Origin of the sequence: Bizionia myxarmorum (assembly GCF_008086205.1) — a bacterium.
GTDB lineage: Bacteria > Bacteroidota > Bacteroidia > Flavobacteriales > Flavobacteriaceae > Algorimicrobium > Algorimicrobium myxarmorum.
Map to the genome: position 1 here is coordinate 1,907,237 of NZ_VSKK01000001.1, position 26,524 is coordinate 1,933,760.

Sequence of the window (26,524 nt, forward strand, 5' to 3'; positions counted from 1 at the left end):
ATGGGATTTAATCGTGAAAATATTCTGTTAGTTGATGATGATGTTCATATTCTTGAACTACTTCAGCGGCATTTACAGACTTTAAATTACCATACTTTTAAAGCTGTTTCTGTTAAAGAAGCGATTGCCATTTTGCAAGATCAAAGTATCGATTTATTGATAACCGATTTAAAAATGCCTGGTGTAGATGGATTAGAACTGGTAAAATATGTTTCTGAACATTTCCCGAGTATTCCCAAATTAGTAGTAACAGGTTATCCATCTATTGATGGTGCTTTAGAGGTTATGAAATCTGGGGTAATGGAATATTTAACTAAACCTTTCACCAAAGAAGAACTTAAAAGTGCCGTAGCTAAAGCTTTTGAAGGTCGTCCTAAAAAAGCATCTATCCCGCAAGAAGATTCAGACAAAAAATCATATGGCGAGCTCATTGGCAAATCTGATGCTATAAAAAAAGTAACCGATGTTATAGATCGCGTTAAAAATAATAAAGCCACTATTTTTATTAGTGGTGAAAGTGGTACAGGAAAGGAATTAGTGGCACGCTCCATTCATTATATGGGGAAATATGCCACAGCGCCATTTATTGCCGTGAATTGTGGCGCTATTCCTGAAAGTTTGTTAGAAGCCGAATTATTTGGATACACTAAGGGAGCATTTACAGGTGCCGATGAGAATAGAAATGGTTTTTTTCAAGCCGCACATAAAGGCACTGTCTTTTTAGATGAAATTGGAAATGCTTCATTAGCTACCCAAGCGCGATTGTTGCGCGTGCTTCAAGAAAAGGAAGTTACACGGGTGGGTTCACAAAAGGTAGAAGCTATTGACGTTCGTGTGATAGCTGCAACTAATGTGGATTTGAAAGATTTAATAGCCCAAGGACGTTTTCGCGAAGATTTATATTACCGATTAACCGTGGTTGAGGTTTCTGTTCCGCCTTTAAAAGAGCGTAAAGAGGATATTGGTTTATTAACCAATAAATTCCTGTTTAAATATGGTGTCGAATTTAAAGATCGTTTGGTAACCATTTCAGAAGAGGCTTTACATGCTTTGGAACGCTATGATTGGCCTGGAAACATTCGGGAATTAGAAAATGTTATTCAACGCGCGGTTATCATGTGTGATAAGCAGGTAACGATTGCCGATTTACCAGATCAATTAAAATATCATATAACATTTCCAAAGGAAAGCTTAACGCTATTGCCATTAAAAGAAATGGAGAAAGCTTATATACTGCAAGTTTTAGAAGCAACCAACAATAATAAAACCAAAGCAGCGAAAATATTACAGATCGATCGAAAAACGCTTGGTGAAAAAATAAAATAAGTTACACTTTAAGTGTGTAGTTATTACGCGGTTGCGTAATTTTACCACAAGCCGCAAATCTATCATTTCTCAATATTGATATAGAAAGCACTGTAAATCACTGGTTTAATCGTATTTTAAATATTATGTTTTTATGTGGCACGGCCATTGCTTATTAGTGATTAGATAAAAATGGCTAGTTTTAATGAGTGAAGCAGTGGAAAATAGTTTGTGTCAAGATTGCAAGTTTATGGACACCTGCATTTTAACCACCAATAAAAGTTTTATCTGGTCGTGTAGTGAATTTCAAATTAGTGCTAAAAGTATACTTAAAAACCAATCCCAATTTAAAGCAAAACCGGTCAATCATAAATTGAAAAAGGCTGCTATTGAACTTATTTAAATATAAAAAAATGACATTAACAAAAGAAGTAAAGAAGAAAAAGCAACCTAAACAGGGCATGTTAGAGAATGTTATGAAACAATTCGATGCTGCTGCAGAAATGGTTCAATTAAATCCAAACATTAAAAAAATATTAGCCGTTACAAACAACGAGCTAATTATTCACTTTCCAGTTCGTATGGACAATGGCGAAGTTGAAATTTTTAAAGGATATCGCGTTCAACATAATAACGCTTTAGGTCCTTATAAAGGTGGATTACGTTATCATCCAACAATTGACATTGACTCTGTAAAGGCTTTAGCTATGTGGATGACATGGAAAACGTCATTAGCAGGTTTACCTTACGGTGGTGCCAAAGGTGGAATTCAAATGGATCCAACCAAATATTCAATTACAGAATTAGAGCGTATTACAAGACGTTTTACCTATGCTTTAGGTGAAAACATAGGACCAGAACATGATATTCCTGCTCCAGATGTTAATACCAATGCACAAACAATGGCTTGGATTGCAGATACGTATATGTCTACAAAAGCGCCATCTGAACGTTCTAAAAATCAGCACGTAGTTACTGGAAAACCAACTGGATCAGGTGGTTTAGAAGGACGTGATAGAGCAACAGGTTTTGGTGTATTCTTAACTATTAAGTATTGGGCTGAAAGTAAAGATATAGACTTAAATGGTAAACGTTTTATTGTTCAAGGTTTTGGAAATGTAGGTTATTGGGCAGCACACTTTTTGGAAACAGTAGGTGCTAAAATGGTTGCAGTTCAAGATGCATTTGGAACAATTAGTAATTCAGAAGGTCTTTCTGTTGCTGATTTATTTGAATATACGAAAGATAATAAAGGCTCTATAGTTGGTTTTGCAGGTTCTACTGAAGTTGCTAAAGAGGATTTCTTCGGATTAGATTGTGATATCTGTATTCCAGCAGCTTTAGGAAACCAAATTACTGCAGAAAATGCAACTCAAATTAAAGCATTTTTAATTGCTGAAGGTGCAAATGGACCAACAACAGTTGAAGCTGAAAAAATATTAATGGATAAAGGAATTACTATTATTCCGGACATTTTATGTAACTCTGGTGGTGTAATTGGAAGTTATTTCGAATGGTTACAAAACCGTAATGGTGAACTTTGGGAACTTGATGAAATTTTAGCTAAAATTGATAAAAAGATTAAAGAAGTTTTTAGAAAAGTTTCTCAAACATCTGAAGAGAAAGGAATAGACATGCGTTCAGCTGCTTATTTTATTGCTATTCAGCGTATTGAAAAAGCATATATTCAACGTGGAATTTTTCCATAAATAAAACTTTATGCGACATGAAATACGGAAATTTGATTTTAGAGAAAAAGGAGTATGTTGTTTTAAAAAGCCTATTGAATTTATCTAAAAATTATAAAGAAGATACGCGGAAATACTCTGTAAAAAGACTGGAAACTGAATTAGAAAATGCTATCATCCATGATGAAGAATTAGTTCCTCAAGATGTTATTAGATTTAATTCTATAATAACCGTTGCAACGGATGATGGTTGGGAAAACACCTTTGAATTAGTAACGCCTAACGAAAAAAACCCGCAAGGTAATAAGGTCTCAGTGTTAACGCCTATGGGATCTGCTGTTTTTGGGTATGCTCAAGGCGATGTTATTGATTGGGAATTTCCTGGTGGTATCAAAAAACTGCGTATTATAAATGTAACGCAAAATAAATCGAACAAACAATATCAAGTATAATGGAATTAAACCCTTTATTAAATCATAATACAGATGAAGAAATCATTCTAGCCAAGCGCACACAAGAGCTTGATGTTTGGCTTTCTCATTTAAGTTATGTTACAGATGAGAGTGATTGGTTAGCCAAAATAGCTTCGAATAAATTGAATGATAAAGTATTACGCGATAGTTTTTTAGAGAAATCTGAACAAAATACCGTAATTATGAATGAGTTACACAATTATAGAAGTTCCATTGAAAAATATAATGAATGTGACGATTTAGAATGCGATGTTTATTATGTGAATTTACACGATACCTATTGTACCAAGTATTTGAAACATTTGGAAACCTATCGTACACTAAAAAATGACCTATATTTAAAAATACTTACAAGTTAGTTTTTTAATAATTAGTAATGTTTAACAAGCCATGCATGAAAATGTATGGCTTGTTTTTTTATGAAATATAATAATTGAAATCTTATAGCGGAATATTCCCATGCTTGCGTTTTGGTCTTTCAACTTGCTTATCTTCTAGCATAGCAAACGCTTTTATTAATTTACGTCTGGTAGTTTCGGGTAAAATTACTTCATCAATAAAACCACGCTCTGCTGCACTATAAGGGTTAGCGAATAATTCAGCATATTCAGCTTCTTTTTCTTTCCATTTTGCTTCACTGTCAGCAGCCGCATTAATTTCTTTTTTAAAAATTATTTCCGCGGCACCTTTTGCACCCATTACGGCGATTTCAGCACTTGGCCATGCATAATTCATGTCCGCACCAATATGTTTAGAATTCATTACATCATAAGCGCCACCATAAGCTTTTCGGGTAATTACGGTAACTCTTGGCACCGTAGCTTCGGAAAATGCGTAAAGCAATTTCGCGCCATGAACAATAATACCATTCCATTCTTGATCGGTTCCTGGTAGAAATCCTGGAACGTCTTCTAAAACAAGTAAAGGAATATTAAAAGCATCGCAAAAACGAACAAATCGCGCCGCTTTCTTCGCGCTATTCACATCTAAAACACCTGCTAAAAACATCGGTTGATTGGCGACAATACCAATACTTTTTCCACCTAATCTGGCAAAACCTACAATGATATTTTCGGCATGATCTTTATGGATTTCGAAAAAAGAATCTGCATCAATAATGCCTGAAATAACCGCATGCATATCATAAGGTTTGTTGGCATTATCGGGAATAATTTTCGTTAACTCTTCGCGTACTTCATCCGCTAATTCAAAAGGAAAATCTTTCGCTTTTTCGGTATTATTTTGAGGTAAATAACTCAATAATTTCTTAATATCTTCCAAACATTCTACATCATTCGTGGACGTTATATGAGCGACACCCGATTTTGTGGAATGTGCACTGGCACCACCTAATTCTTCACTAGTTACGTTCTCATTGGTAACGGTTTTCACCACATTTGGGCCTGTAACAAACATATAACTGGTGTCTTGCACCATTAAGGTGAAATCCGTCATAGCTGGCGAGTAAACAGCACCTCCAGCACAAGGACCCATGATAGCAGATAATTGTGGAATAACTCCTGATGCCTGCACATTGCGATAGAAAATATCAGCATAACCACCAAGCGAGCGAACGCCTTCTTGAATTCGGGCGCCTCCAGAATCATTTAAGCCTATAATTGGAGCACCTACTTTTACGGCTAAATCCATCACTTTGCAGATTTTTTCGGCATGTGTTTCAGAAAGTGAACCACCAAAAACGGTAAAATCTTGAGCAAAAACATAAATTAAACGCCCAGAAATTGTTCCATATCCTGTTACCACACCATCACCATAAAACTGTTGCTTGTCCATGCCGAAATCTTTCGTTCGGTGAGTAACCAATGCGCCAATTTCTTCAAAGGAGCCTTCATCTAATAAATACAAAACGCGTTCGCGAGCGGTTAATTTTTTATTAGCATGTTGTTTCTCTATGCGTTTTTCGCCACCACCTAAATAGGCTAGGGCTAATTTTTTATTTAAATCTTCTATTTTGGATTCCATATATACTGTTTGTTGTATGGTTGTTATTTTCTCGCGAAGGCACAAAGGTGCAAAGCTATCTTGATTAATTCTTTTATTACTGCTGCAGAATTTTTTTTTAACTGAACACTGAACACTGAACACTGAACACTGAACACTACTTCACTGGTATTCGTAATAATTTTTGTTCAGCCATATAATGCTTAACTGCAATCATAGCCGCTAATTTGGCTTCTGCTTCTTGTTCGTCTTTGAGCGCTTCAGGTGAATAATATTTTTTCACAAAATGGGTGTCGAAATTACCGGAACGAAAAGCATCATGCTTAAAAACAAAGGTTCCGAAGGGTAAAGTTGTTTCAATTCCTTGAATATGATAATCGGCAATGGCAGAAATCATCAATTCGATAGCTTCTTCGCGTGTTTTGCCGTAAGTGATAAGTTTTGCCAGCATCGGATCATAATAAATAGGGACATCCATACCTTCTACAAAACCATTATCTACACGAATGCCCGGTCCTTCAGGAAGTTTATAAACTTCTAAATTACCAACGCTGGGCAGGAAATCATTTAAAGGATCTTCGGCATACACACGCAATTCTAATGCATGACCGGTAATTTTTAAATCGGTTTGTTTGATGGCTAATTCTTCACCACGAGCCACCCTAATTTGTAGTTCTACCAAATCTGTTCCACTAATTAATTCAGTCACGGGATGTTCTACTTGCAAACGCGTATTCATTTCTAAAAAGTAGAAATTATGTTTTTCATCCAATAGAAATTCTACCGTTCCAGCGCCTAAATAATTACAGGCCTTGGCCACTTTTATGGCGGCTTCACCCATTTCATTTCGTAGTTCAGGAGTTAATACAGATGATGGTGCTTCTTCTACTACTTTTTGATGGCGACGTTGAATACTACATTCACGTTCAAAAAGATGTATAATATTGCCATGAGAATCTGCCATAATTTGAATTTCAATATGACGAGGTGAGCTCACATATTTTTCAATAAAAACCGATCCATCACCAAAAGCATTTACGGCTTCACTAATGGCACGATCCATTTGCGATTCGAAATCGGATTCTTTTTCAACAATTCGCATGCCTTTTCCGCCACCACCAGCGGAGGCTTTTATTAGAATTGGAAACCCAATTTCTTTGGCTATTTTTTTTGCAGCAGGAATATCCGTAATGGCTTCTTCCGTTCCTGGAACCATAGGAATGTTGTAATGTTTAACGGCTTCTTTAGCTGCTAATTTACTTCCCATAACGCGAATGGCATCCGATTTCGGACCAATAAAAATGATATTATTGGCTTCACAAAGTTCTGCGAATTCTGCATTTTCTGATAAAAATCCATATCCAGGATGAATGGCATCTACGTTAAGACTTTTTGCGACTTCAATAATTTTATCGCCTTTTAAATACGATTGATTGGAAGGTGCTTCACCAATTAAAACGGCTTCATCAGCATATTTCACATGTGGTGCATTCCGATCAGCTGTGGAAAAAACAGCAACCGTTTTAATGCCCATTTTTTTAGCGGTTCGCATCACGCGAATGGCAATTTCTCCTCTATTTGCTATAAGTATTTTTTTCATTCCCATCCTAACCTTCCCAAAGGGAAGGGATTTTGTTTATTTTTAAGTATAAAACGTCAAATTTTACGCTTTGCAATTTTTATAATTTCACTTTTATGCCTCAAACTCTATTAACAATTGACTCTTATCAACCGCATCACCTTGTTTAACCGAAATGGATTTAATAAAACCGCTTCTAGGTGACGTGATCACGTTTTCCATTTTCATAGCTTCTAAAATAAGTAAGGTGTCGTTTTCTTCCACCTCTTGGCCAACTTGAACTGCTATATCCAAAATTAATCCAGGCATAGGTGCTTTAATGTCATTAACTTGTTTGGATGCGCCAATTTCAAAACCTAAATCCTTAATTAACGTATCTAAATGATCTTCTATGGCGATGCTATATAAATTGCCATTAATTTTCATTTGATAGTGTTTGGTAATAAAATTTGATGATACAATTTCAGCTTTATAATTTGTATCATTATTTATAATATGATAATTACTGTTGGTTTCTTTAACCGAATCTAAAGCTTCAACAGCTTCTTGAGTTAATTCGAAATCGTACGTATTATTAACTTTAGTCTGATAAATTGGACTCATTTTTTTATTTTTAGAATTGTAAATATAAGAAATATGAAACGTTTAATTAAATAGCAAATTAGAATTTACTAAACCTTGAAATGTGAATTTGCTTGATGACGTCTAATAGCATTTCGAGATAAAACAACACCAATAAAAAGCGACACAAAGGCTCCAATCCAAACGCCAGGAATAAAATCGATAAATAGAAAAAAGTCATAAGCACCATGAAACAGGATGGCTAGTAATAATCCGACCAAATTTAAAAGTCGTTTATTTTTTGAAAACTTGGCTTTTCCCATATAATAACCCATTAAAATACCAAAAGTGGCATGAGCAGGCACGGCTGTAAACGCTCGTAATACGGCAACTTCATAACCGCCTTCTAGCACATATATAATGTTTTCAGTTGCTGCAAAACCCATGGAAACCATAACCGCATATACAATACCATCAAAAGGTTCATTGAATTCTTCTTTAGTTTGTGCATAATACCTAACAATGATGTATTTGCTAAATTCTTCAATGAAACCTACTATAAAAAAGGCTCTTATAAATTGCTGAAAAACGCTAGCTTTTTCTAAAAGGAAGTAATAATCAAATAAAAAATATAAAATTGTGGTTAATAAAACACTGGCAAATGCACCGAATAAAAAGGAATAGATGAGCAATAAAATAGGCTCTTTTTCATATTTGTCTTTGAAATAGATGTAAAATATAATGATGCAAACAGGCGCAATTGCTACTAGGAATAAATTCATGGGTGAAAGATAATTAATTTCGATATAGAATTTGTTTTCTAGTTTCGGAATCGATAAAAAGATAGATAATATTGGTGAAAATATGACTAACTAAAACGGCAATAGCTGCTCCTATAACATCATATTTCGGAATTAAAATGATGCATAGAATAACGTTAATTACGCAGCCTAAAATAAAGCGATAGATATTTTGGTTTAGCCGATTGGTGTTGAGTAGGTGTTTTTCGTAAATCATACCAATAAAAACGAACACAGGTGCCCAACAAAATATAAATAAGGGGGTTTTGGCTTCTGCATATTTTTCACTGAAATACCTTTCCAATATCAATGGACCTAAAAATGTGTAAAAAAGAGCAATTCCTATTCCAAGCCCAACCATTATAAACGTTAATTGTCTTAATTTTTTTAGGTATATAATGCGATTTCCGTTAAATGATTCCGCTAATGAAGGATATAATGCTGTAATTATTGAAAATCCAATATTCCAGCTTAATGCGATTACCAAAAACTGTACACTCGCAAAAATGCCATTTGCATGATCATTATGGTAATATTTTAAAAATATTTCATCTATAGTTACATAAAATATAATGAGACTATTCGAAATAATTAAGGGATAAGACATTTTTAGCAACGATTTTCCAAGTGGCCAGGAAAATTTCCATTCCTGCCATTTTAAAGTCCCTTGAAATTTCAGAATAGCAAAATAAAATAGGCCTTGAATTCCAAAATCTAGGGCCATTAGTTTCGCAAAATAAAATACATCCAATTGATTCCTGATGCCGTAATACTGTAAGACCACAATAATAATAAGGGTTGAAATTTTACTTATAAAAATATATTTGGTCCATTTTTTCGCTATTAAATAATATTCAAAAACATCAGTAAGTTTAAATAGGTAGCTGAATGCAATTATTAGATAAAGAACGGTTATTGAATTATTAGGATTCAAATAAAAATAGAGTAGGAGACCAGAAAAAATAAGCATCCAACTTATAAGTCGAAGATAAAAAGCAGTGGCAAGAATCTGCGTACTTTTTTTAGGATTGTATACAATTTCGCGAATGCAAACAACCGCTAACCCTAAAAAGAACAACGGCGTGAGCATCGCTATAACAGACTCTGCAAGTTTTAGCTTACCCATGTCCACCGTTCCAAGCGAACTGAAAATTTTAGGAACAATCAAAATGCCGATAACCAATTGAATAAGTTTCTCGAGGGTAAACCATTTGGTGGCAATAAAGTCCTTTTTACTAAAAACCGATGTCATGGAGCAGGTTGAGTTTTCAAATATATAAAAACCGACTTCGTATTAGTCATTTAAAACTTTATTATTATTTTAGTTTCTCAAACCAAGATATGACACCAGAATTTCTTCGTCGTTATTATATTTTACGTATTATTTCCAACCCAAAAGTATATGGTGTTGAAAAAAATGGATTTGTTACGCTAGAAGATTTGCAAAATTCTTTAGACCAATTGCGCTCCAATAATATTGATGATCCACTTTATGATAAATTGAACCAATACAGTCAGAAAACCGTTAAACGTGATTTGGATAAAATTAAATCATATTATCATACGCTTATTTTACACAAGCGTCATTCTGGATATTATATAGATAGTTATGAAATCACCGAAGCTTTAAAGGAGGTTTACGATAAAACGGAACTTTATTTATTGCACCATCACGCACATTTATGGAAAGATCATTTTACAGCTTCTAGAAGTTCCTTGAGTCTTCAAGTGGATTTGGTGCCGCTAATTAATGCTATTGAACAGCAGTTTCTAGTGGAAATAAGCTATTCAGGTTGGTATGACGATAATGGCTTTCAAATAATATCAGGCTTTTTTCAGCCTCTACACATAAAAGAAATTAACCAAGCTTGGTATTTAATAGCCCATAATGAACAATACGGTATTTATGCTTTTTGTTTAGATGATCGTATCAAGGCTTTAAAAATTAGTAAACAAATCGTCAAGCAGCCTGTCGATTTTAGTCCGTCTGAATATTTTAAAAATGTAATAGGCATTTTAAAAACGGGATTGAAACCGGAATGGATTCATATTCAAGTTGCAAACCATCATTTTAAATATTTGGAAGGGAATCCGTTGCATCATTCCCAACAAATTGTTTCACGACCAAAAGAGCTCGACACACCAAGTTTAGATTATACTGATCCTCACATTTGGGGCGAAATAAAAGTTTTTTTAGAACCCAATTATGAGTTTTTAATGACTATTTATAAATATAATCTTTGGGTTAAAGTTGTTAGTCCGGTACATGTGATGGCGGATGTTAAAAACCATTTGGAGTTAATGTTGGGGTATTATAATTAAAGTATTTAACACCCTCGAATATTTTAAGTTTTACAAATGATATTTATTTATAGTGGTTCTTAACAGTTAATGTTTACTAATGTTTTCGCCCTGTTAATGAGTAATTTTACTTATATTTTAATAAAATGTATGAGAAGCGTTTTGTAAACGGACAGGTTTTGTCTGTTTAGAGTGTACTTTTGAAATTGTATTATTAAATACATAAGCTATTAGTAAATTAAAATTCAAAAACCATGTCTACCTACAAATGCAGAAATTGTGGCACCTATAAAAATGACACTGTATCTTCTCAACTTAATACGAGTACCACTTGTAATGCCAAAGAAACTAATATCAAATTGAAATTTCATAATTGGGAGAAGATTGCAGAAGAGGATTTGGTATGTAGTTAACACGTTAGTTGAATACATAGTTGTTTCTTAAGCGCAATAATCTTTTAGTGTCTTTATTATTTAAAAAAATCAAGACGTAACTTTAGAAATCTCTTTCAAAATAAATTCATAATACTCACGATTTGAAGCCACAAAATAAGAATTGGTTTCGCTATTAGCCAAAAGGGACTTATAGGTTCTAATCGTGACTAGCTCTAAAGCCTCAACCTCTTCTGGTTGGGGTTTTAATTGTTTTAAAGATACTTGTAATTCTGCTAAATAGGTGTGGTGAAACTCATTATCTATTATGCCATTTTCATAAGTTTGAAAACATGGAAAAGTGCCTATTTTCTGTAAATCAGATACTGAAATTGTTAAACCTATTTCTTCATGAATTTCGCGCATAGCAGCTTCTTCTATTGTTTCGCCAGCATCCACGTGCCCAGCAACGGAAACATCCCAAAGAAGTGGACAAATGGTTTTTGAAGCCGCTCTTTGAGCTAATAATATTTCGCCCTTATCCGTATAAAACCAAATATGAGCCGTGTTGTGGTAATAACCTTTACTATGGATTTCAGATTTTAAAGCCGTTTTACCCGTAGGTTCGCCGGTTTTGGTAACGATGTCAATAATTTCTTCTTCCATGAAATTAAAATCTATTTTAAAAAAAACTCCCACTTTCGTGAGAGTTGGGAATATTATTTAAAATAAGAAAATGTTTCGCCTTCTTCTATTTTCAATAAGGTTTCATAAATCATTTTAATTACGTTTTCCACATCGTCTCTGTGAACCATTTCCACAGTTGTATGCATATAACGCAACGGTAACGATATTAATGCTGATGGAACACCGCCATTGCTATAAGCAAAAGCATCTGTATCGGTTCCTGTTGCTCTAGATAAGGCCGCACGCTGGAATGGAATATTGTTAGCTTCTGCAGTTTCAGTAATTAAATCGCGTAATTTTTGTTGTACAGCTGGGGCATAAGCAATAACAGGCCCTAGACCCATTTCCACATGTCCTTGCACTTTTTGCTCTATCATTGGCGTCGTGGTATCGTGCGTTACATCTGTTACAATAGCTACATTTGGTTTAATGGTTTGAGTAATCATTTCTGCACCACGTAAGCCAATTTCCTCTTGTACCGAATTGGTAACATAAAGTCCGAAAGGTAATTCTATCTTGTTTTCTTTTAATAAACGCGCTACTTCCGCGATCATAAAACCACCCATACGGTTGTCTAAAGCGCGACATACAAATTTATCTTTATTTAGAATATGAAATTCATCTGGATAGGTAATTACACAACCTACGTGAATATCCATTGCTTCAACTCCCGCTTTATCTTTTGCACCTACATCAATGCAAATATTGTCTGGTTTTGGCGCTTCTTCTTTAGTTTTGCTTCGTGTATGAATAGCTGGCCATCCAAAAACACCTTTTACAATGCCATTTTTAGTGTGAATATTAACAATTTTACTTGGAGCAATTTGATGATCACTACCACCATTTCTAACCACGTAAATTAATCCGTTATCAGATATATAGTTAACATACCAAGAAATTTCGTCAGCGTGGCCTTCAATAACCACTTTATATTTAGCTTTTGGGTTAATAACGCCAACCGCCGTACCGTAAGTATCGGTAATGAACTCATCCACATAAGGTTTTAGGTAGTCCATCCATATTTTCTGACCTTCCCACTCATAGCCCGTAGGCGATGCATTATTTAAATATTTCTCTAAAAAGTCCATTGACTTTTTGTTCAGTATACTCTTTTTTGCCATTTGTATTAATTTTCCACTAAATTAACAATATTAATACGATTTTAAGGTTAAAGCTTTTTTAAATTATTAATTTTGCTCACCCTTTGGAACGATTTTGGATTCGTTAAAACCTATGAAAATACTTGTTTACTTTTTAATGATTTTTCCAGCATTGCTTTTTGCTCAAATAGATGAGGAGGAAGCAGATTCTACCGATGTTGTCTATATTATTGTTGAAGGCGATTCCATTCCAACTAGTGCCATTAATTTAAATGAAATTCTCTTGTTACACCGACTAAAATTCAGTTCGGATGCGGATAGAAAGCGCTATTTGGTGGTAAGACGGAAAACCATTAAAGTGTATCCATATGCTAAATTGGCAGCGGAGCGCCTAGAATCTTTAAATGAACGTTTAAATAGTTTGCAAAGTGAGAGTGAGAAAAGGCGTTATTCTAAATTAATTCAGAAATATATTGAAGAAGAGTTTTCGGAAGAATTAAAAAAACTTTCCAAAACTGAAGGTCAAATTCTTGTCAAATTAATCCATCGTCAAACGGGAACAACTACTTTCGATTTAATAAAAAATCTGCGTAGTGGCTGGCGTGCCTTTTGGTTTAATAATACGGCTTTACTATTCAATATTTCGCTTAAAGAAAAGTTTGATCCTTGGAATGTAAAAGAGGATTATTTAATAGAAGATATCCTAGAACGTAATTTTCAAAGTGGCCGTTTAGAGCGCCAAAAATCGGCTTTAGATTATGATATTTACGAGCTAACTAATAAATGGTTACACGCCAAAGAAATGCCCTAATGCGCGTACAAACTCCATATGAAGAACGTTTAAATAGTATTACCCACGCCATTGGAGCGCTTATTGGTATTGTTGCCCTGGTGTTTTTAATTCTTCATGATTCCAATAAAACCAATTGGAGTTTATTTAGTGTCATTGTTTATGGACTAACCATAATCCTGCTCTTTAGTTCTTCCACGTTATATCACTTTGTAGAATCTGATAAACCGAAACGTTATTTTCGGATTATGGACCACATTAGTATTTACTTTTTAATTGCTGGAACGTATACGCCTGTGGCTTTAATTACACTGGAAGCGAGTAAAGGGTGGCTTTTGTTTTGGACGGTATGGGGAATTGCCGCTTTCGGCTTTATTTTGAAAGTGTTTTTCACCGGCAAGTTTGAAATTTTTTCGGTGCTACTTTACTTAATAATGGGTTGGCTAGTTATATTTGATTATTCTTATTTATCCAACATTCTAGGGCCAGACGGCCTTTTTTGGTTATTTGCAGGCGGATTTGCCTACACAGCAGGTATTCTATTTTATGCAATTGATAGAATAAAATTCAACCATGTTATTTGGCATCTTTTTGTTCTCGCTGGCGCTATCTGCCACTTCATTATGGTATATTTTTATGTAATTTAAAGCGTGTAAAATGGCAAGTCGAAAGCTATTTTAATGCCTTCAATTATCATATTGGTTCCAATTATAGCAATAATTAAACCCATAATTTTCCCTACTACAGAAATCACATTATTTCCTATTTTACGAACGATAAAATCACTTAATCTAAAGGTGATAAACGTCATTAAACATATTAAAGCGAAAATAATTAGTACTATACCAATTTGTAAATACGTAGCGTCTGATACAAAGTTCATAGCTGTAACAATTGTTCCAGGACCTGCAAGGATAGGAATAGCTAGAGGTGAAACGGCAATGTTTTCATCAATATGCGTATTTTTTAAATGCTTTAAATTGGATTTTTTAGATTGAAGCATATCAAAACCTACATAGAAAATTAGAATTCCACCTGTGATTTTAAACGCAGGAATAGTCAAGCCAAAAATTTCGAAAATAAATTTTCCCAAAATCGCAAATACACAAACAATGATAAATGCAATGGCAATAGCACGTTTGCTAATTCGGCGTTTTGTTTCTTTATCAGCATGACCAACCAACGACAGAAATATCGGCAAATTGGAAATGGGATTCATAATGGCAAAAAAGCCCGTGAATACCGTTATTGAAAAAGTAATAAGATGATCCAATATCTAAAAATCTATAAATTTTTCGTTTCAAAAAAATTAATTTTGATACGTGTTTTTTTCAGGATGCAAAACTAGGAAATCAAAACGATATAATCAGTTGAAAATGATGATTTAAACTATTTTTTTTTAGCAACTTATAATAACGTGGTATTCCCGATCTTTAAAGGATTTAACTATCAGAAAAATAGCAATTTAAAGCAAAAGCCTATTTTAAGATTTAATAACATCGTAATAATCTTCGAAAAAAGCTTCAAACCGACCCATAGTTTCATTGAAAAAAACCATCACTTCTTGCCAAGTATTTTTATTGTGGATAGAAACTTTTTGTTCCAATTGCACATAAATTCTGGAAATTTCTTTTCCGTTTTCTAAAAAAAACGTTTCATCGTAAATAGCTTCAGGTAGGTAGTCTTCTATTAAAATGCTTTTCAGCGCTTCTAATTTTTCCCAAACGTTAATTCTGTTTTCCAAGTCATCTTCTAAGTCCAAGGCCACTAAAGCCGTTTTGGTATCAAAATGAAATTTAAAACTCATGCCTTTGGTTTTGGTATCATAAAGAATCCACTTTCGTGGAAAGGATTTTCCAAAACTGGTCCAAAATATTTGTCGGAGTTGCCGCGATTCTTCTTTTGAAAACATAGTACTAATTATATCATATAAGCTGCCGCAATACCTAAAACAATAGCAATTAATTTGGTGAGATTAAATTTATGCCCTTCGCCACTTTCAAATAAAATAGTGGTGGAAATATGTAAAAAGATACCAATAACAATGGCATTTATAACACTAATGTATTCTGCAAAAATACTAACATGATTAGAAATATAAGTTCCTAAAGGCGTCATAGAAGCAAAAATAACTAGAAATGAAATGACCTGAATTTTGCTAAATTTGGAATGAATTAAAAAACCTGTAATGACCGTAGCAATGGGAATTTTGTGGATTAAAATGCCATAAACCATATCATTGTGTTCATGAATAGGAAAGCCTTCTAAAAAACTATGAATACACAAACTTATAAATAGGGCCCAAGGAAAGTCTTCTCCGTCGGTATGCACATGCACGTGCCCATGTTCGGCACCTTTAGAAAAGAACTCTAAAATAATTTGAATAAGAATGCCAAACATGATGTAAAGTCCTGTTTGTTTAGGATCCAAATGTGCATAAACTTCTGGTAAAAGTTCAAAAAGCGTTAAGGCCAATAAAAATGCACCACTAAAAGCAAGCAACAATTTAAAGTTGAAATAGGCTTTTTTGCGCGTTAGCAAAACTAAAGCGGCACCTACAATTACAGCTAAAATGGGTAATAAATATTGCAGCATTATTTAAAAATCATAATTAAACGTTCAGAAGCAGTTTTATGGAATTTATGCAATTTATAATCGCCAAAAATATCTAATAAATAAACACCGGCTTGCTCAAACAACGCTTCAAAATCGGATAATGTGAAAGCACGAACGCGTTCTTGAAATTTATAGTTTTCGCCAGCATCTTCAAATTCAATGTCTTTGATGATATAGCCATCTTCAACAGAACGTTTTAAATGAAAATCAATACCATCAACGGTTTTCAATTCTTCAGGGACTAAATTATCAATTACAAAATCACTATTCATAAAGTCAATCACACCAAAACCCGTTTCATTTAAATCAGCTTGAATTGCTTTTATGGTTCTTAAATTATCAACTTCATTTTCAAAATAACCAAAACTGGTGAATAAATTAAAAACGGCGTCAAACTGCTTGTCAAACGGTTTGCACATATCATGCACTTTAAAATGCAAGGTGTCATTTTCAAATTGTTTGGCGTGTACTATACTGTTTTCAGATAAATCGGCACCGGTAACATCAAAACCTAAAGAATTTAAGTAAATAGCATGACGACCCTTTCCGCATGCTAAATCTAAAATTTCACCTTGCTCTGGAAGGTTTAAATAATTCGTTAAAGTATCCATAAATAGCTGTGCTTCGCTATAATCTCTATCCTTATAAAGAATGTGATAATACGGTGAGTCAAACCATGAAGTAAACCATTGTGATGTATTTTCCATAGGGGTTTTCCCGTTAAAGGGATTTGGTATTTAAATATAATTTTCAGTACCCACAAATTGTCTTTGTTGGATAAAGTCTGTTGTCTTGCCACAAAAATACTGTATTTTTGCATTCTATTTAATGTCTGCAATGGAGAATAATTATAAAATGGTTGCCAAAACCTTATTTGGCTTTGAAGAATTACTGGAAAACGAACTACGCCAAATGGGTGCGCAACACATTGAGAAAGGTATCCGAATGGTTGGTTTTACTGGTGATAAAGGTTTTATGTACAAAGCTAATTTAGGGTTAAGAACGGCGATAAAAATCTTAAAACCAATCAATACTTTTCATATTAAGGATGAGCAGGATTTATACGACCAAGTTTATAAAATGGATTGGAGTCAGTTTATGAAATCTGATGGTACTTTAGCCATTAGCTCCACGGTTCATTCGGAACAATTTACACACTCACAATATATTTCTCTTAAAACAAAAGATGCCATAGTAGATAAATTTAGAGATACTACTAATGAGCGTCCGAATATAGATTTACGTTTTCCTGATTTAAAAGTAAATGTGCATATTGATAGAAATCAATGTACTATCTCATTAGATTCTTCAGGTGAATCTTTGCACAAACGTGGTTATAAAACGGCAACGAATATTGCACCAATTAATGAAGTGCTAGCAGCTGGATTGGTTATGTTATCTGGTTGGGATGGTCAGTCCGATTTTATGGATCCTATGTGTGGTTCTGGAACTATTTTGGCAGAAGCAGCTATGATTGCTTGCAATATTCCACCAAATTTAATGCGAAAGGAATTTGCTTTTGAACGTTGGAATGATTGGGATGTAGCTTTATTTGAAACGATTGAAGAATCTCTTTTGAAAAAAACACGTGATTTTCATCATAAAATAATGGGTTACGATAAATCGCCTAGTGCGGTTGAAAAAGCTAAAGACAACATTAAAAATGCGCACTTAGATGAATTTGTAACTATAAAGCACGAAGATTTCTTTAAAACACAAAAAGCTGGTGATGCTAAACTTCACATGGTTTTCAATCCGCCATACGGTGAACGTTTGGATATTGATATGGAGAAATTTTATGCTTCCATTGGCGATACTTTAAAGCAAAATTATCCAGGAACAGACGCTTGGTTTATAACTTCCAATTTAGATGCTTTAAAACATGTAGGTTTACGTCCTTCTAGAAAAATACACTTAATGAATGCGAAATTAGATGCGCGTTTAGTTAAATATGTCATGTACGAAGGGAGTAAAAAAGCGAAGTTTCAGGATCGGGATTAGTTTTCTTTCAAAGTTTTAAAGATTCAAAGATTCAAATATTTCAAGATTCAAATATTCAAATATTCAAAGTTATTAAGTTTTAATAGGATTGAGTTTTGGATTTTTTTTTTTTTTTTGAACACTGAACACTGAACACTGAACACTGAACACTGAACACTGAACACTGAACACTGAACACTGAACACTACTTATTTTTCTTAAAAATCGGAATTAAATAGGAAATATTATAGCCATAGCCAAAGCCAAAACTACCACTGTCATAGGTTTTATTATACCCAGGAATGTAAAGGTTTTCAAGATTATCAGGTTGTTTTTGCGCAATAATGTATTTGAATTGTGCGTTAACGCCTAAATATAAATTGCTAAGAACTTCAACTTTCAATCCGACAATAATTTCCGCCCAAAGCGCATTTAAACCCGAATAATCTTTACTTTCTGATGCGTTAAACTGTGGAGCCCAATATTGATTTTGGGAGTAAACGGCGTAGCTATCTATTTTCTGACTAAAATTACTGGCAGCCACACGAAAGCCTCCGTAAAGCATATTGCTCATTCCAGACCAGTTTTGATACGCATTATAATCGGCTCCTAATTTTATATAAGTTCCGGTGGCGGTTACATCAATATAATCATTGGTGGTTCTTTTTTCTTCCACCCCAAATTCACCGGCTAAATACCATTTTTTAGTAAACCGGAAATCACCCATTACTTCAAAACCTTTGTAATCATCGTCCAAAAAGGACCGAATTAACTTACTGGCATCGCCACCAACACGTAGGCCGTATTTTTCCTTTTGCTTACTGCTATCTTTCAGTTTTTTATTAGAAGGAATACTGTCGTTTTGTGCAAATGAAACCGAACAAAACAGCACGCTAATCAGAAATACTTTAATGATAGATGTTATAGTTCGTTGTGTATTCATTTTCAATTATTTGATTATCATTTACTGATTCTATAATTTCAATCCATTTATCGCCATCATCTTCAACAGTTAAGGTTACGTTTTTAAATACGGTTTTAAAGCCACAGGCTCTAGAAACGTAAACTTCTTCTGTAACATAAGAAATGGTGATGATGTCTTCATTTCCAGTTATGGTATCATCAGTCGTGTCATCAGGCGTATTGTTATTATTATAAACATAGTTGTTATAAATACTATACGTTGTACTTGTCGCTGTCGTTTTTAACGGTAGTAAAATAACTAATTTGTCGGCAGTGCCATTTAATTCTGGTAAGGTTTCCGTATTTCCATCACCAATTACGTAACACTTGGCAACGCTTTTAGGATTTTGTTGTTCGGGATTATCACTGTTATAAAAAGAAATGGTTAATCTAGGCGTGGTAACCGTATCTAACGTGCAAATATCATCACGCTCGCAACTAAATGCCAAACTGACTAATAAGATTAATAGGCTTATGGTTTTTTTCATAGGAATTATCTTCTTTCCAAAAGTACAACATTTTCAACGTGATGCGTTTGCGGAAACATATCTACAGCCTGCGTGCGTGTTACTTTGTATTGTTCATCCAAGAGCTGCAAATCGCGCGCTTGTGTGGCGCTATTACAACTAACATACACTACTTTTTCTGGCGCAATATTTAAAATTTGCTGCACCACATCTTTATGCATCCCATCACGCGGCGGATCCGTAATAATAACATCTGGATGACCGTGTGTATTTATAAAATCTTGATTAAACACATTTTTCATATCGCCCACATAAAAGTCAACGTTATCAATACCATTTAATTGTGCATTTTCTTTGGCTGCTAAAATAGCATCGGGAACAGCTTCAACACCCACTACTTTTTTGGCATTTTTAGCTACAAATTGAGCAATAGTGCCGGTTCCTGTATATAAATCATAAACCAATTCGCTTCCTGAAAGACCTGCGAAATCTCTAGTGATTTTATAGAGTTCATAAGCCTGTTCCGAATTTGTTTGATAAAAAGATTTCGCATTAATTTTAAAACGTAAACCTTCCATTTCTTCAAAAATATGATCTTGTCCTTTATAACAAATCACATCTTGATCATAAATAGTATCATTAGCTTTCTCGTTCACCACATATTGAAGTGAAGTAATTTCAGGAAACGTTTCGGCTAAATAATTTAATAATAATTCACGTTTAGCTTTATCTTCTTTAAAAAATTGAATCATAACCATAATATCACCGGTGGATGATGTTCTAATCATCATAGTTCTTAATAAACCATGTTGATTTCGGGTATTGAAAAATTCTAAATCATTTGCAATGGCAAATTCCCTTACAGCATTTCTAATGGCGTTTGAAGGATCTGCCTGTAAATGACATTTTTTAATATCTAAAATTTTATCCCACATACCAGGAATATGAAAACCAAGAGCATTTCTATCACCTAAATCGCCATCTGACTGGATTTCTTCAACAGTTAACCAACGACTATCACTGAAAGAAAACTCCATTTTATTTCTATAAAAATAAGGTTCTTTGCATCCTAGAATAGGGGTGACCTCTGGTAATTCAATATGGCCAATTCGGGTTAAATTATTGGTAACTTCTTTCTGTTTGTAATATAATTGATGTTCGTAGCCCATATTTTGCCACTTACAACCACCACAAACGCCAAAATGTTGACATTCCGGCTCGGTACGTTTATCAGAAAGTTTATGAAAGACTATTGCTTTACCTTCATAATAAGCTTTGCGCTTTTTAAGAGTTTGTACATCAACAATATCACCAGGAACAGCGTTTGGCATAAATATAACTCTACCATCTTCAGCTTTTCCTACTACTTTCCCTTTGGCACCAGCGTCAACAACTTCAACATTGGTTAATATTTCTTTTTTAGTTCTTCTAGACATAGCTGCAAAAGTACTTTCTTTTTTCGTAGCAAAAAACATGTTCCAATTATTTTAGGAAACAGCATATATTTAGTAAATTTGCAATAACTAGGGATGATTTCTTTCCCACGCTGAATTTTCGAATATGTAGGTCGTTTATTGATCCTTATAGAAAAGATAAAGGTAGATAAGGAATGGTTATTTTAGATATCCATTTTCTTGGATATAAACTTTAAAAATATAATAAAATGGCTGTTTTAGACCAATTAACGTCGCAAGAAGCGATTGATTTAGAAAACAAGTATGGCGCACACAATTACCATCCACTGCCCGTAGTTTTAAAAAAAGGTGAAGGTGTATTTGTATGGGATGTAGAAGGTAAAAAGTATTACGATTTTCTTTCTGCTTATTCCGCGGTAAACCAAGGACATTGTCATCCAAAAATTGTGAATGCTATGCATGAACAAGCTAGTACATTAGCATTAACTTCCAGAGCATTTCATAATGACATGTTAGGGAAATACGAGAAATTTGCTTGTGAATTTTTCAATTTCGACAAGTTATTACCAATGAATACAGGAGCCGAAGCGGTTGAAACTGCTTTGAAAATTTGTAGAAAATGGGCTTATGAAGTAAAAGGAATTCCTGAAAATCAAGCTGAAATTATTGTTTGTGAAAATAACTTCCACGGAAGAACCACGACCATTATTTCTTTTTCTAACGATCCGGTAGCTAGAAAAAACTTTGGTCCTTATACCGATGGATTTATTAAAATTGAATATGATAATTTAATAGCACTGGAAGCTACTTTAGAAGCCAACCCAAATGTTGCTGGATTTTTAGTAGAGCCTATTCAAGGTGAAGCAGGTGTTTACGTTCCTGCTGATGATTATTTAGAAAAAGCAAAAGCACTTTGTAAAAAACATAATGTACTTTTTATTGCAGATGAAGTTCAAACAGGAATTGCCAGAACAGGTCGTTTATTAGCAACCTGCGGTAATTGTAATTGTGAAGATAAAAATTGTTCAAGCGAACCTGAAGTAAAACCAGATATTTTAATTTTAGGTAAAGCTTTATCTGGCGGTGCTTATCCAGTTTCTGCTGTTTTAGCCATGGATTCTGTTATGAATGTTATACGTCCTGGAAACCACGGTAGTACTTTTGGAGGAAACCCCGTAGCAGCTGCGGTTGCCATGGCAGCTTTAGAAGTTGTTAGAGATGAAAAATTAGCAGAAAACGCTTATAAATTAGGTGAATTATTCCGAAGTGAATTAAATAAATTTATTGAAACAAGTTCCATTGTGAATTTGGTTCGTGGTAAAGGTTTATTAAACGCTATTGTAATAAATGACGATGAGGATAGTGATACGGCTTGGAACATCTGTTTAGCTTTACGCGATAACGGATTATTAGCAAAACCAACTCATGGTAACATTATTCGTTTTGCACCACCTTTAGTTATGACTGAAGCGCAATTATTGGATTGTGTATCAATTATTACGAAGACTTTGAAGCAATTCGAAAAATAAAATTAAGTAACCTGTTACTTATGGATATAAAAAAAAGCGACAATTTAAATTTGTCGCTTTTTTTATGATAAAAAATCACTTTTTATTAATTTTGACCTTCTTGAATTTGCTCCATTATATCTTGGAATTGCTCCATATAAGCATCAGGTCCGCCCATGGAATAGACTTGGTAAATAGACCAAACTAAATATAGAAGATTGATTATCAAAATTACTAATGCTACCGTTTTTGCGGTATTCATGGCATTAACACTTCTTAAATCATATTCTTCAGGATGTAATTGTGCTTGCTTAATTTGATTATGAGCTATAAAAAAGGCGATACCAGCTAGAATAAATCCAAAGCCAGCTATACAACAGCATAATAAACCAAGAATAGCCAACACATATACTAATGTTGGATTGAGTCTTTTTTGTTCCATATTTACTTGTTTTTAATTTTTTGTTCTTGAAGTTGCTTAATTAAACATAAAGCAACTTTTAAGAACGGTTAGTGATGGTTTAAATGATTAGTTTTAAAATAAAACTCCCAATTATAACACTAATGGTTACAATTGCGAGTGTGTTTATGATTCTATTTGAATGTTGAAATTTAAAAAAAATATTGAAACCAATTGCTATAAATAGAAGTATTAATGGATAAATAGCTGGATACATTTTAAAAGCAGCAATTAGATCACCATGAAACATAAGTGAAACAGAGCGCTGAAGGCCACAGCCCATGCAGTCAACTCCGAAGATTTGTTTGGTAAAACAGGGTAACATAAAATCTTCTAATGAAGACATAAGCTTCTTAAATTGGGTTCGCTCAAAGTTATAAAAAGTGTTTAATAAATTACTTTTTATTTGAAACGATTACTTTTTTAGTTAGAGAATTACCAGCTTCAAATTCCAAGGATACAACATACATGCCATCACTGAACTGTTTAGTAGAGAACATTTGCTTTTCAGATAGCGGTAATTTTTTTAAGTTTAAAACGCGTTTTCCAGATACATCAAAAACTGATAGTTGCTTTATAGCGAGCTGTTTCGGATTAATCAAAGTTAATTCTGAATTCTGATTATTTTGAAATATAGTGAAATCGCTTGCAGCAAAATCAGGATTGCTTAAAGTTTGTGCAGCAAATGTAATTTCAAATCTGTCTGTGTAAACGCCTTGTGGCAAGTTTATTTCATAATGTTGATTGCGAAGGTTTACATATATATTATTTTGAATGTCATGAATATAAATAGGTTGACTGTCATCAAAATTTTGAACATCATAGATTCGAAACCGAATTGGTTGATTCGCACGAGCCTTAACTACCAAAGGTATTTGTAAAGCTTGATTGTAGCTGAAAGCTTGAATAACATACGGTTGATTGTCCAATATCCAATAAGCATCGGAAGCTAATGGTGTATCTCCTTTTCCTTCTAACCCATAATCAAAGCCATCCGTTGCGGAATTGTGGAAATTCATTAATAATTGTCGCGTATATAATTCGTTCTCTGTAAAATCAACATTAATACGAAAGCGTTTAAAATCGGCAGGAACTATATTTAAACCCTCTTCTGTATAAGTGGTTTCTTCAGATGTATTATCAGAATTATCATCTTCATTTCTGAAAAAGTAGCTTCTTGGACCAGATTGCTTGTAGAACTCACGTTGCGCATTATTAAAGGTTACCGAACCTGTTGTGATACCTTCTATCATGAATCCTTGCCCAATTGGAATATAGCGCTGTGGAATTTTAGTTCCATAAATACCAGCGGGAAAATTTGTTGCTGTTCCATCCGCTAAATAAGTTGTAAATGGAGCATAAGTGAAGGAATCTGTGCCGTCAAGGTAAACAGTATAGGTGGCATAGCCGCCCACATAATTCGATAACACATGAGAAGTCGCTCCGGGCGCTTGTTCCCAATATTTTAGGACACCTGTAATTAAACCAATGTTAGCAGGGTCATGAATAAAATCGCGAGCATCCAAAGCAGAAGGGTATGGGTTTCCTACTAAAGTTTCTAAACCATTTCCTACGTTTACGGTAAAGGTCCCATTATTAGCTTTTCCTCTAAAATCGTATTGCTGAGATTCGCTAGAATTTCCTTTCATAGTAAAACCATAACCAGAATTCACGGAGCCGCCTGCACCTAGAGTATCCCAATCGGTATATAGAATTCCAGGATTATAAGTATACAACCAAAAACTAGAAATAACTTGTGGTATTGGCGCTGCAGTAGGCGTGCCGTTATAGCCAGAAGTGTAAGTGGCAAGCACACTTGTAATTGGTGCTAGTGCAGGATTCACGTTACCTATGTGGTCATAAATATTGTTGTTGGGAATAAATGGTCGGTTAGCTAAATCATTAGCCGCTGTATTTCCTACAGGCGAACTCCAATAATTATAAGCATATGTATTTACGGTTCCAGATTGATAAACACTGACTTTTCCAATGCCACTATTTTTCACATCATTGCCTTGCAAAAGTTGTGCTTCGTTGCGCAGATAGACATAGCTATTAGCTGCATTTAAGTTAATAGAATTAGAAACATAAATAGGAGCTTCAGCAGGAGAACTATTGAAAATGGTACCATCAACGTAAACATATGAATTACCACCTACGTGTAGGTCGGTTTGTCCTAATATTAAATTACTTACGGAAATTATAATAATTAAGTATATGTATTTCATAATCTGTTTATTTAATTAGTCATATAAATACTAATTTTGACGTTTAATTAATACATTCATTCTACTTTCAAGTTCAATTATTTTCACCTCTAAAGTAAAAATTCTATCATTTTGGGTTTCAATAATTTTTTGCTGTTCTTGCATACCTTTTGTTAATATTGGAATTATTCTAGTGTAATCTAATACAACGAAAGATTCATTTTTGTTTTCTTTCATTTGGTAAGGGATATTTTCTGATGTTGCATTAGTGTCTAACGCTTTTATTCTTGTCACTTCAGGTAAAACATCTCTTACTTCTTGAGCTATAAAACCATATTCCATTTTATCATTTAAGCCCATATTTGGATATTTCTCAAGGTCAAAATAATATGTAACAGGTTTCAATTGTTTAACAATATAAAGCGCATCCTGAATCTGTGAAATATTCTTTTTCGTTTTTTCATCAGAAATGGTACCGAAAAATCCAGTATAACCTAAATCATTGACAAATAATCCTCCCCATCCTAATATGCCTCCAACGTTTTGTCTAGTACCGTATACTCCAATGCCGTCTCTGCCATTTGCAGCCCCCCTAACACCAATTGCTTGATGTGTTAAAGAAGCGTTGATTGCGAGTCCAAAAACACCTGATGTTACATAAGTAGTCCCATTATAATTAGTAACACCTTCAATGCTATTATAAGGATTATTTGTTGAGGAATTATAACCAGATAAAGAGACGCCAGTCGTACCAAGGTTATCGAATGATGCCATAGCATTCGCACCTACAGCTAAACCGCCGTTAGTCATTTGGAACATATTTGATGGTGTAGTTGTTCTTATACCTATATTTCCATTTCCTAAAATACGCATCCTTTCTATATTATTAGTCCGTACATTTAATGGTGTATTATTGGTTGTACCTATAAAGTTTGCTGTTGTTGCAGCATTTCCTATTAATGCCCAATTAATTCCACCATTTCCAAACGGTATCCATCGAGAGCCATTCCAATAGTGATAGCCAATACCCGTTGTGGCATTTGTGTTCCAAACTAATAGACCTGCTGTGGTTCCACCCGTAACAGGCGCAATGGTTGACAAGTCTGCTATATCAACTCTTGGAACTAAAAATCCTTTATTCGTGCTTGTAACATCCAGCACTGCTCCTGGTGCGGGCGAAGTAGTCCCTATCCCAACTTGGGCAAAAACTTCTGTTTGCAGTACAAACATAAAAATAAAGACAAACAATATCCGAGGGAAAGACGTGATTTTAAACATAATTAGCTACTAT

General features: G+C 34.1%; 29 protein-coding genes. 11 read left to right on the forward strand and 18 right to left on the reverse strand.

The window, feature by feature from the left end; all coding sequences use genetic code 11:
• The 5 genes from ES674_RS08665 (at position 1) to ES674_RS08685 (ending at position 3,825) form a co-directional block, all read left to right on the forward strand.
• On the forward strand, positions 1–1,326 hold the full coding sequence (locus ES674_RS08665; protein ID WP_148403533.1) for a sigma-54-dependent transcriptional regulator: 1,326 nt from the start codon (positions 1–3) through the stop codon (positions 1,324–1,326).
• 184 nt (positions 1,327–1,510) lie between these two features.
• Positions 1,511–1,708 (forward strand): hypothetical protein, encoded by a 198-nt coding sequence (locus ES674_RS08670; RefSeq protein ID WP_148403534.1) that lies wholly within the window; start codon positions 1,511–1,513, stop codon positions 1,706–1,708.
• Between the two features lie 10 nt (positions 1,709–1,718).
• Positions 1,719–3,014 carry a Glu/Leu/Phe/Val family dehydrogenase gene (locus ES674_RS08675; protein WP_148403535.1) on the forward strand — a complete coding sequence of 432 codons (1,296 nt, stop codon included), beginning with the start codon at positions 1,719–1,721 and terminating at the stop codon, positions 3,012–3,014.
• Positions 3,015–3,031: 17 nt separating this feature from the next.
• Positions 3,032–3,445, forward strand: a complete 414-nt coding sequence (locus ES674_RS08680) for a GreA/GreB family elongation factor (RefSeq protein WP_148403536.1) — start codon at positions 3,032–3,034, stop codon at positions 3,443–3,445.
• Positions 3,445–3,825 (forward strand): hypothetical protein, encoded by a 381-nt coding sequence (locus tag ES674_RS08685; protein ID WP_148403537.1) that lies wholly within the window; start codon positions 3,445–3,447, stop codon positions 3,823–3,825. The genes ES674_RS08680 and ES674_RS08685 overlap by 1 nt, the downstream gene beginning before the upstream one ends.
• 82 nt (positions 3,826–3,907) lie before the next feature.
• Here the strand turns inward: ES674_RS08685 and ES674_RS08690 are convergent, their stop codons facing one another.
• The 5 genes from ES674_RS08690 to ES674_RS08710 all read right to left on the reverse strand — a co-directional run bounded on the left by ES674_RS08690 (position 3,908) and on the right by ES674_RS08710 (position 9,620).
• Entirely contained in the window at positions 3,908–5,449 is a 1,542-nt protein-coding gene (locus tag ES674_RS08690) for an acyl-CoA carboxylase subunit beta (protein ID WP_148403538.1), read from the reverse strand.
• Positions 5,450–5,585: 136 nt separating this feature from the next.
• Positions 5,586–7,028 carry an acetyl-CoA carboxylase biotin carboxylase subunit gene (gene accC, locus ES674_RS08695; RefSeq protein ID WP_148403539.1) on the reverse strand — a complete coding sequence of 481 codons (1,443 nt, stop codon included), beginning with the start codon at positions 7,026–7,028 and terminating at the stop codon, positions 5,586–5,588.
• Positions 7,029–7,121: 93 nt separating this feature from the next.
• Positions 7,122–7,610, reverse strand: coding sequence for an acetyl-CoA carboxylase biotin carboxyl carrier protein subunit (locus tag ES674_RS08700; RefSeq protein WP_148403540.1), 489 nt, complete (start codon positions 7,608–7,610; stop codon positions 7,122–7,124).
• A 68-nt stretch (positions 7,611–7,678) separates the two neighbouring features.
• Positions 7,679–8,350 (reverse strand): PrsW family intramembrane metalloprotease, encoded by a 672-nt coding sequence (locus tag ES674_RS08705; protein WP_148403541.1) that lies wholly within the window; start codon positions 8,348–8,350, stop codon positions 7,679–7,681.
• 13 nt (positions 8,351–8,363) lie between these two features.
• Entirely contained in the window at positions 8,364–9,620 is a 1,257-nt protein-coding gene (locus ES674_RS08710) for a flippase (protein ID WP_148403542.1), read from the reverse strand.
• 89 nt (positions 9,621–9,709) lie between these two features.
• Between ES674_RS08710 and ES674_RS08715 the strand changes: the two genes are divergently transcribed.
• Together ES674_RS08715 and ES674_RS15385 are read left to right on the forward strand one after the other, a co-directional pair.
• Entirely contained in the window at positions 9,710–10,690 is a 981-nt protein-coding gene (locus ES674_RS08715) for a helix-turn-helix transcriptional regulator (protein ID WP_170233980.1), read from the forward strand.
• Positions 10,691–10,923: 233 nt separating this feature from the next.
• Positions 10,924–11,082, forward strand: a complete 159-nt coding sequence (locus ES674_RS15385) for a hypothetical protein (protein ID WP_170233981.1) — start codon at positions 10,924–10,926, stop codon at positions 11,080–11,082.
• A 69-nt stretch (positions 11,083–11,151) separates the two neighbouring features.
• Here ES674_RS15385 and ES674_RS08720 read toward each other — a convergent pair whose 3' ends face one another.
• Both ES674_RS08720 and ES674_RS08725 read right to left on the reverse strand, forming a co-directional pair.
• The gene (locus ES674_RS08720; RefSeq protein WP_148403544.1) at positions 11,152–11,706 is read right to left on the reverse strand and encodes an NUDIX hydrolase; all 555 of its coding nucleotides are present in this window, start codon (positions 11,704–11,706) and stop codon (positions 11,152–11,154) included.
• Positions 11,707–11,759: 53 nt separating this feature from the next.
• Positions 11,760–12,848 (reverse strand): M42 family metallopeptidase, encoded by a 1,089-nt coding sequence (locus ES674_RS08725; protein ID WP_148403545.1) that lies wholly within the window; start codon positions 12,846–12,848, stop codon positions 11,760–11,762.
• A 112-nt stretch (positions 12,849–12,960) separates the two neighbouring features.
• Here ES674_RS08725 and ES674_RS08730 point away from each other — a divergent pair, with 112 nt between their 5' ends.
• Together ES674_RS08730 and trhA are read left to right on the forward strand one after the other, a co-directional pair.
• The gene (locus tag ES674_RS08730) at positions 12,961–13,638 is read left to right on the forward strand and encodes a DUF4294 domain-containing protein (RefSeq protein ID WP_148403546.1); all 678 of its coding nucleotides are present in this window, start codon (positions 12,961–12,963) and stop codon (positions 13,636–13,638) included.
• Entirely contained in the window at positions 13,638–14,264 is a 627-nt protein-coding gene (gene trhA, locus ES674_RS08735) for a PAQR family membrane homeostasis protein TrhA (protein ID WP_148403547.1), read from the forward strand. Before ES674_RS08730 ends, trhA begins: the two co-directional genes overlap by 1 nt.
• Here trhA and ES674_RS08740 read toward each other — a convergent pair.
• From ES674_RS08740 to ES674_RS08755, 4 genes are all read right to left on the reverse strand, one after another.
• Entirely contained in the window at positions 14,261–14,890 is a 630-nt protein-coding gene (locus tag ES674_RS08740; RefSeq protein WP_148403548.1) for a MarC family protein, read from the reverse strand. The genes trhA and ES674_RS08740 overlap by 4 nt on opposite strands.
• Before the next feature lie 210 nt (positions 14,891–15,100).
• The gene (locus tag ES674_RS08745) at positions 15,101–15,529 is read right to left on the reverse strand and encodes a DUF4268 domain-containing protein (RefSeq protein WP_148403549.1); all 429 of its coding nucleotides are present in this window, start codon (positions 15,527–15,529) and stop codon (positions 15,101–15,103) included.
• A gap of 8 nt (positions 15,530–15,537) precedes the next feature.
• Entirely contained in the window at positions 15,538–16,212 is a 675-nt protein-coding gene (locus ES674_RS08750; protein WP_148403550.1) for a ZIP family metal transporter, read from the reverse strand.
• A complete protein-coding gene (locus tag ES674_RS08755) occupies positions 16,212–16,940 on the reverse strand; it encodes a class I SAM-dependent methyltransferase (RefSeq protein WP_148403551.1) in 729 nt (242 codons plus the stop codon). Before ES674_RS08755 ends, ES674_RS08750 begins: the two co-directional genes overlap by 1 nt.
• A gap of 130 nt (positions 16,941–17,070) precedes the next feature.
• On the opposite strand from ES674_RS08755, the gene ES674_RS08760 reads away from it, so the two are divergent.
• Positions 17,071–18,234: a THUMP domain-containing class I SAM-dependent RNA methyltransferase gene (locus ES674_RS08760; protein WP_148403677.1), complete on the forward strand. Its 1,164-nt coding sequence runs from the start codon at positions 17,071–17,073 to the stop codon at positions 18,232–18,234.
• A gap of 184 nt (positions 18,235–18,418) precedes the next feature.
• Here ES674_RS08760 and ES674_RS08765 read toward each other — a convergent pair whose 3' ends face one another.
• The 3 genes from ES674_RS08765 to rlmD are packed head-to-tail and all read right to left on the reverse strand — an operon-like array spanning position 18,419 to position 21,079.
• Positions 18,419–19,156 (reverse strand): DUF6048 family protein, encoded by a 738-nt coding sequence (locus ES674_RS08765; RefSeq protein WP_246125997.1) that lies wholly within the window; start codon positions 19,154–19,156, stop codon positions 18,419–18,421.
• Positions 19,122–19,664 carry a DUF6452 family protein gene (locus ES674_RS08770; RefSeq protein ID WP_148403552.1) on the reverse strand — a complete coding sequence of 181 codons (543 nt, stop codon included), beginning with the start codon at positions 19,662–19,664 and terminating at the stop codon, positions 19,122–19,124. The genes ES674_RS08765 and ES674_RS08770 overlap by 35 nt, the downstream gene beginning before the upstream one ends.
• A gap of 5 nt (positions 19,665–19,669) precedes the next feature.
• Positions 19,670–21,079, reverse strand: coding sequence for a 23S rRNA (uracil(1939)-C(5))-methyltransferase RlmD (rlmD, locus tag ES674_RS08775; protein ID WP_148403679.1), 1,410 nt, complete (start codon positions 21,077–21,079; stop codon positions 19,670–19,672).
• A 227-nt stretch (positions 21,080–21,306) separates the two neighbouring features.
• Between rlmD and rocD the strand changes: the two genes are divergently transcribed.
• Complete coding sequence (gene rocD / locus ES674_RS08780; RefSeq protein ID WP_148403553.1) at positions 21,307–22,587, forward strand: ornithine--oxo-acid transaminase; 1,281 nt, start codon at positions 21,307–21,309, stop codon at positions 22,585–22,587.
• An 85-nt stretch (positions 22,588–22,672) separates the two neighbouring features.
• Here the strand turns inward: rocD and ES674_RS08785 are convergent, their stop codons facing one another.
• The 4 genes from ES674_RS08785 to ES674_RS08800 all read right to left on the reverse strand — a co-directional run bounded on the left by ES674_RS08785 (position 22,673) and on the right by ES674_RS08800 (position 26,511).
• Positions 22,673–23,008, reverse strand: coding sequence for a CCC motif membrane protein (locus ES674_RS08785; RefSeq protein WP_148403554.1), 336 nt, complete (start codon positions 23,006–23,008; stop codon positions 22,673–22,675).
• Positions 23,009–23,087: 79 nt separating this feature from the next.
• Complete coding sequence (locus tag ES674_RS08790) at positions 23,088–23,372, reverse strand: DUF2752 domain-containing protein (RefSeq protein ID WP_148403555.1); 285 nt, start codon at positions 23,370–23,372, stop codon at positions 23,088–23,090.
• 49 nt (positions 23,373–23,421) lie between these two features.
• Complete coding sequence (locus ES674_RS08795) at positions 23,422–25,254, reverse strand: T9SS type A sorting domain-containing protein (protein ID WP_148403556.1); 1,833 nt, start codon at positions 25,252–25,254, stop codon at positions 23,422–23,424.
• A gap of 30 nt (positions 25,255–25,284) precedes the next feature.
• Positions 25,285–26,511, reverse strand: coding sequence for a tail fiber domain-containing protein (locus tag ES674_RS08800; protein ID WP_148403557.1), 1,227 nt, complete (start codon positions 26,509–26,511; stop codon positions 25,285–25,287).
• Between the last annotated feature and the right edge of the window lie 13 nt (positions 26,512–26,524).